Genomic DNA, 6,954 nt, shown 5'->3' on the forward strand with positions numbered 1-6,954 from the left:
TCTCCATTTACTTGCTTTAATTAAGATTTTTCCACTATTCCTAAGCACGCCTATTTTGTTTATTTCAATATTAATCTTCCTAATTTATCTTAATAACCGAAAACGATTTAGGGGTTTTTGAAAAAAGGAATGGCAGCCAAAACGGTACCATTCCTTTTTCCTACTTGTCTAGCTTTAGTGTTCAGCGTCAAGTGAACTTCCGCTTTTCTTATTATGATAAAAGCTGTTCTAATTCATTTAGCTTTTCTTCAAATACCTTACATGCATCCTTTATTGGATCAGCACTTGTCATGTCGACCCCTGCTTTTTTGAGCACTTCAATCGGAAAATCTGAGCTACCGGCACTAAGGAATTCTTCTATATACCGTTTCACCGCTGGCTCGCCTTCCTCTAAAATTTGCTTGCTTAAGGCGGTAGCTGCACTAAAGCCAGTTGCGTACTGGTAAACATAATAATTGTAATAGAAATGCGGAATTCTCGCCCACTCTAAGCCAATTTCCTCATCAATCACAATATCCTCTTCACCATAATACTTTTTGTTCAACGCATAATAGGCCTCGGTTAAAGAATCAGCTGTTAACGCCTCATTATTTTGTGCTTTTTGATGAATTAAATGTTCAAACTCTGCAAACATCGTCTGACGGAAAACGGTGCCTCTAAAGCCTTCTAAATAATGATTTAGAAGGTAAATCCGCTTTTGTTCATCATCAATTGTTTTTAATAAATAATCATTTAACAGTGCTTCATTACAAGTTGAAGCTACCTCAGCAACGAAAATTGAGTAGTCTCCATAAGGGTACGGCTGTGATTTTCGTGTATAGTAGCTATGAACAGAGTGACCAAATTCATGGGCCAATGTAAATAAATTATTCACATTATCATGCCAGTTCATCAAAATATATGGATGGGTGCCATATGCCCCGGAAGAGTAAGCACCGCTCCGCTTCCCTTTATTCTCATGGACATCAACCCAGCGATTTTCAAAGCCTTCTTTTAGGATTTTAGAATATTCCTCACCTAATGGTGCAAGCCCCTTAATAACTAAATCCTTCGCAGCATCGTACGTAATTTCCATTTTCACATCTTTTACTAGAGGTGTATATAAATCATACATATGCAACTCTTCTAAGCCTAAAACCTTTTTCCGAAGCTTCACATACCGATGTAATAAGTGAAGATTCTCGTCAACCGTATTAACAAGGTTATCATATACACTTTCAGGAATATTGTTAGCTGAAAGGGCAGCATGTCTAGCTGAATTATATTTTCTGACTCTTGCATTAAAGTTGTCCTTTTTCACATTGCCGCTTAATGTACTTGAGAACGTATTTTTAAAATTACCATACGTCTTATAAACGGCTTTAAAGGCATCGCGGCGAACACGCTGGTCTTCACTTTCCAAAAAACGGCTGTAGCGTCCATGGGTCACTTCAACCTCATGCCCGTTCTCATCTTTTATCGTTGGAAACTCGAGGTCAGCATTGTTAAGCATACCAAATGTGTTGCTAGAAGCATCCATTACTTCACTTGCTTCCGCAAGTAGTGCCTCCTGCTCCGCATCTAGTACGTACGGCCTTTGCAAATTAATTTCTTCAATAGCATGTTCATAAAGCTTTAATTCTGCTTTCTCATTCAGAAAACTCATCACTTTGCTTTCGTCAATCGAAAGAATTTCCGGAACGATAAAAGCCAACTGACTTGCTGCCTGAGAGTATAGGTTTTTCATTCTGTCATCTAACCCTTGGTAAAAGGAGTTCGTCGTGTCTTGATCATAACGCATATGTGAGTATGTATAAAGTTTACCAATCCGCTCTAACAATTGATCTTGAAATTGAAGGGCTTTATAGAGTGTTTCCGTACTTTCTCCTAATTTCCCTTCAAATTCTTTAATACCAGGAATTTGATTTTTAACCTCTTGAAACTCTTTTTCCCATTCCTGATCATTTGCAAAAATATCCTCTAATTTCCATGTGTCTTCCACAGCGATTTCACTTCTCGCTGGGAGCGATTTTACGGCCGTTTCATCTGCCATAATCCATCCTCCATTCAATTTCGGTAAGCGAAAAAAATTCACTCTTAAATATATTCTCTTAATCCTTGCTATTTCCTTTTTATAACGTTAGAAAAGACAATACCACCACACTCTATTATGCCCATAAGCCTACTTTCATTTACTTTTTTACAAGGATATTATTGTTTTTTTTATAAAAAAACAGTTTTGCCTCCTCTCTTTCTCGATTCGACCTCGGAATCATTATTTTCCGCTTCATTTGAAAAGCGGTGTCCCCTTTTCGTATTAAAATCCCAAGCTGCTCTAATGTTTGTAAATACTCTATTTGAGCTAGGATGGGATTTAACTGTTCCAGCTGTGGCAGATTTCTTAAAATGATATCATTTCTTCGTATTCTCTTGTTAAAATGGAAATTAATTTCTTGAAAGGTTATTAAATCGTTGGGGCTCTTGCTGGCCAGAACATCTAGAAATAAATACGTCTGCCAAATGATCGAAGGCGTTTGAATAAGTAATGAATGGAATACAGGAAGTCCGATTTCAGGAGGTAATAGGAAAAGGTTCAAACCTCGGTTATAAATTTCATGGAGAAATATTTTTTTACTGGATTGTGGATGGAGGGACCAATTCAGAATAAATTTTTCAATTTCCTTATTCCAGCTTGATAGATTGAACTGAAATTTCTTCTCAGGTTCCAATAGTTCATCTAGTTCAATATTATGAAGTGAATAATAGGAATGTTCAACTAAGGCATTTTTTATCGAGAAGGGAGTAATCGATTCTACTAATTGAAAAAGATGTTCTTCGGGGCAATAAGCGGGAATATAAAGATTTCCAGATGTAGTACTTCGTAAAAATAAATAATGAAAGTTAGACAAAGCGATTGTTATTTTCTTTTTTTGGCGTATGTGGCTGCTTGAGATTATCCATAATGGGGTGTAATTATTCTCGATATACGTCTTCGTCCTCTTGATAAATACCTTTTCCGATAATGTAGAGCATTGATATTCTAAAGCATATTTCTTTCCTTTATGCTTGAACATAATGTCAGGACGCTGCTGAATTTCCCTATCATAAAACTCTAAAACAGAAGGAATCTTTTGTTTGTTAAGCCATTGAAATAGCTGTCTTTTCCCTTCTATGTGTTCATATGATTCATTTTCAAAATTATCACGGCAGTTGCTTCCTCGCTTATGAGCAAAGTGAAAAATTCGCTGGTCACCTAATTTCAACAATACACTTTCTCCACATATCGGACAAATGAATTCTTCTTTATTTCGTAAATCCAAGAGAGTCTCCTTTCTATAATCATACCCAAGACAAAGCTTTTTACCTGTTTTTGTTCGTGCGGTTAACAATGAAGCACTCCTCCTTTCTAAAATTATTTATTCGCCAAATTTTGCTAAAATCCTTTATATATATAAATGAAAATCTCGCCGAAATGAACTGTACCTCTAATTATTAGATATGTCTAATAATTCGGGTGCAGTTAAAATTTCGACGAGGATCTCTTATCTCCTAGATTATAACAAAGGTGAAAGTAACCGAGCTGTCGATTCCAATAATCTAAAGCCAATATGTCGTTCTTCAAAAGCTTTCAGATCTAACTGTTTAGCATATTCAAGATCATTTACATATTCCTCAACGAGTTTTTGTGTACTTTTTGTCCGAAATAAGAACGCATTTACCTCAAAATTCAAGTGAAAACTGCGCATATCCATATTGGATGTCCCAATCGAGGCAAGTTCACCATCAACAATCACAATTTTACTGTGCATAAAGCCCCGTTCATATTCAAACACCTTAACCCCTGCTTCAAGAAGCTCTGGGAAATAGGAACGTGATGCATGAAAAACAATTCGTTTATCAGGACGATTCGGTACGAGCAACCTCACATCAACACTACTAAGTGCTGCAATTTTGATTGCGGAAAAGATATCTTCATCCGGAATAAAATATGGTGAAGCAATCCAAACTGATTTTTTCGCTGAAGCAATCATTGAGAAAAAGATATTTTTAATTACGCTCCATTCATTATCAGGGCCGCCTGCAATCAGTTGAACACCACCGTGACTTTTATGATCAATTTGCGGGGATAAGTATTCTGCTGTTAAAAAGCTGTGATTTGTCATATAATACCAATCTTGTAAAAAAATAAGCTGAAGTGTACGAACGGCCTCACCTTTTAGCATTAAATGTGTATCTCGCCAAAAGCCGATATCCTTGTTTCTTCCTAAATATTCATCACCAATATTTAAACCGCCAACAAATCCAATCGTCCCATCAACGACAATAATCTTTCGATGGTTACGGAAATTAAATTTATTATTTAAGAAAGGGAGCTTAACAGGTCCAAACGAAACAGTTTCAATACCGGCATTTCGGAGTTCATTAATATAAGTCTTCGATAGCTGCCATGAACCAACGGCATCAAACAAAAAGCGGACCTTAACTCCCTGATTGGCTTTTTCTATTAGAATATTTTTGATTTCCTGCCCAATTTGGTCATGACGAACAATATAATATTCAAGGTGAATATGATGCCTAGCCCTTTTCAATTGTTCAATAATATGGCGAAAGGTTTCTTCTCCATTAGTTAATACTTTTGTAGAGGTATCAAAAGAAATAGGGCTGTTGCCGAGTTTTTGAGCTAAAGTAAATAATTTGCCCTGATGTTCACCCATTAAGCTAAGCTTTTCCTCACTTCTGGGATCGTCATCTCCTTCAACCGTTAGAAAAGCCTGTTTATCAAGGAAATACTTTTTTCTAAACATCTTCTCTTTCCGATAATTTCGTCCAAAAAGGAGATAAAAAATAAAACCAATAAGCGGAAAGCCTCCTAACACCACTAGCCAAGTAATTGTTTGTGTAGGATGACGATTTTCAAGGAAAATAACAAAACCGATAAAGATAACCGACAGCGAAATCAAAACACTTAAGAATCCAAATATTCCGCTTTCTAATCGATCCTTAAAGAAAAACAAGAGCCCGGATAATACCGCTAAAAATATAATCACCCTTACCGTGTTTTTCAAAGGTATCACCTGCCAAAATTTTCATTTAAGAAAAATGCTAAAAAAAACCGATTTCAGATATGAAATCGGTATTCTTATTAACTAAAATATTTTCGTAACTCATCAAAAACATCTTTAGAAATAATTTCTTTTCCATATTCTTGTACACGATGGATCGTTATCTGCGTTTCATAACCATATTCGAGTAAAACACTGAGGATATCATCAATTTCATCTTCTTCAAATAAATCCTCAGGAAATTCTGTATATAAATAATATTTTCCTTCAAAATGATAAAGTCTTGTTATTAACTCATCTAATCCCGAACGGTTCGATAAGCTGATGACATCTTCGAAATCTTTAAATGCCAGCAGGAATTCTAATGTTACTTCTTCTAACAGCAACTCATCTTCATCCGTATGATTTGGATTAAAATGTTGATCTAAGAGCTCTTCAATTTTATCATCAACAGGAATATCTTTTATTTTATCATTAGGAATGGGGAGCTCAAACTTCTGACCATCTTTTGACAGCTGTGCTTTGGTTACAAGAACTTCTAAACCCTTATCAAGTGCTTGAACTTGTATCCAAAGTGGACCTTCGACGACGAAATCCTCTTCACCATGAACTTCATCCATCATTTCCCAAAAGAGTTCTTCACTGCGTTCTCGATTGTACCAAATTTCCTCGCGATCAAAACCTCTTTCTTCAATATCACCGTAGGAAATGTAGAATTTCACAGTATTCTCATTAATGCGTTCAATCTCCATCATAACCTCTCCCTTCCATTTTCCATATTGAAGGGACTAAATACCCCCAAGCAGATCATGCCAGTAAACAAATTCATCTAAAATTGTTAATAATCTTGTACTTTCATTTTATGACAAAAGCACTAATAAGGGAAATAAAAAAATCAAAAATCTAAAAAACCATTATAATGCCTATTGGTTTTTCCTTAGATAGTGTATTTATTTTAGCAAAATGAAACTTAAACCACAAATTTTCCGGGATATATACAAAAAAAGACCTCCAAATTTGAAGGTCTTAGTATTTAATTTACCATGCGTTGTGCTTCGCGCAATTGGAAGGTTCTCACTCTTCTTGGAAGGAAACGTCTTATTTCATCTTCATTATAACCAACTTGTAAACGTTTTTCATCAATAATAATTGGGCGGCGCAACAGTCCAGGATTTTCTTTTATCAAACCAAATAAATCTTGAAGCGGCATTGCATCTAAGTTTACATCTAATTTTTGGAAGGTTTTTGATCTTGTTGAAATGATTTCATCAGTTCCATCTTCAGTCATTCGTAGAATCTCTTTAATTTCTTCCATTGATAATGGCTCAGAGAAAATATTTCTTTCAGTGTATGGAATTTCATGCTCTTCTAACCATGATTTAGCTTTTCTACATGATGTACAACTTGGTGAAGTGTATAGTGTTACCATCCGTCTTCACACTCCTCTTTTATTTACGTATTATATAAAAAATACCCTGAATAGTGGAATTGAAACTTTTAAATGTGAAAAATTGTGCATTCATAATTAAAATAATTATAAATAAGTAATTTATATCATTAATTATACACCACTGTTTCTAAAAAAGGTATCATTTTTTCAAAAATTATTAAATGGCCAAAAACAATCTTTTTTTTAGGTTACATTATATTAGACGAATGATTCCGCTAAAAGTTTCAAAATTTTTTACCCTTTTAGCTTAAATATTTTTTTAACATTTCATATCTTTGCCAAAAAGTTCGTTTTTAATGGAATTGTTTTTGAGGGTATTTTTCAAAATAATATGTTAAATATATGCCTTGCTTTATTTTAATCATATATGCTAAATATTTTATTAACTTCTATTCTCATTTAAAAGATATAAATGAAAACGCATTCATTATTTTAAGAAACTTTCTAATTCAATATTTATTT

5 protein-coding genes are annotated in these 6,954 nt (G+C 34.6%); all 5 read right to left on the reverse strand.

Annotated elements, in window-relative coordinates:
* Window positions 1–211 precede the first annotated feature (211 nt).
* Entirely contained in the window at window positions 212–2,032 is a 1,821-nt protein-coding gene (gene pepF / locus V7150_RS14205; protein ID WP_335519295.1) for an oligoendopeptidase F, read from the reverse strand.
* Between the two features lie 139 nt (window positions 2,033–2,171).
* Window positions 2,172–3,368, reverse strand: a complete 1,197-nt coding sequence (locus tag V7150_RS14210) for a competence protein CoiA (RefSeq protein WP_335519298.1) — start codon at window positions 3,366–3,368, stop codon at window positions 2,172–2,174.
* Window positions 3,369–3,533: 165 nt separating this feature from the next.
* On the reverse strand, window positions 3,534–5,045 hold the full coding sequence (gene cls, locus V7150_RS14215) for a cardiolipin synthase (protein ID WP_335519301.1): 1,512 nt from the start codon (window positions 5,043–5,045) through the stop codon (window positions 3,534–3,536).
* Window positions 5,046–5,122: 77 nt separating this feature from the next.
* Window positions 5,123–5,794: an adaptor protein MecA gene (mecA, locus tag V7150_RS14220; protein WP_335519304.1), complete on the reverse strand. Its 672-nt coding sequence runs from the start codon at window positions 5,792–5,794 to the stop codon at window positions 5,123–5,125.
* A gap of 281 nt (window positions 5,795–6,075) precedes the next feature.
* Entirely contained in the window at window positions 6,076–6,471 is a 396-nt protein-coding gene (gene spxA / locus V7150_RS14225) for a transcriptional regulator SpxA (RefSeq protein WP_024030332.1), read from the reverse strand.
* Window positions 6,472–6,954: the final 483 nt, after the last annotated feature.

The sequence above is a fragment of the Neobacillus drentensis genome (assembly GCF_036965245.1).
GTDB classification, from domain to species: Bacteria; Bacillota; Bacilli; order Bacillales; family Cytobacillaceae; genus Neobacillus; species Neobacillus drentensis_G.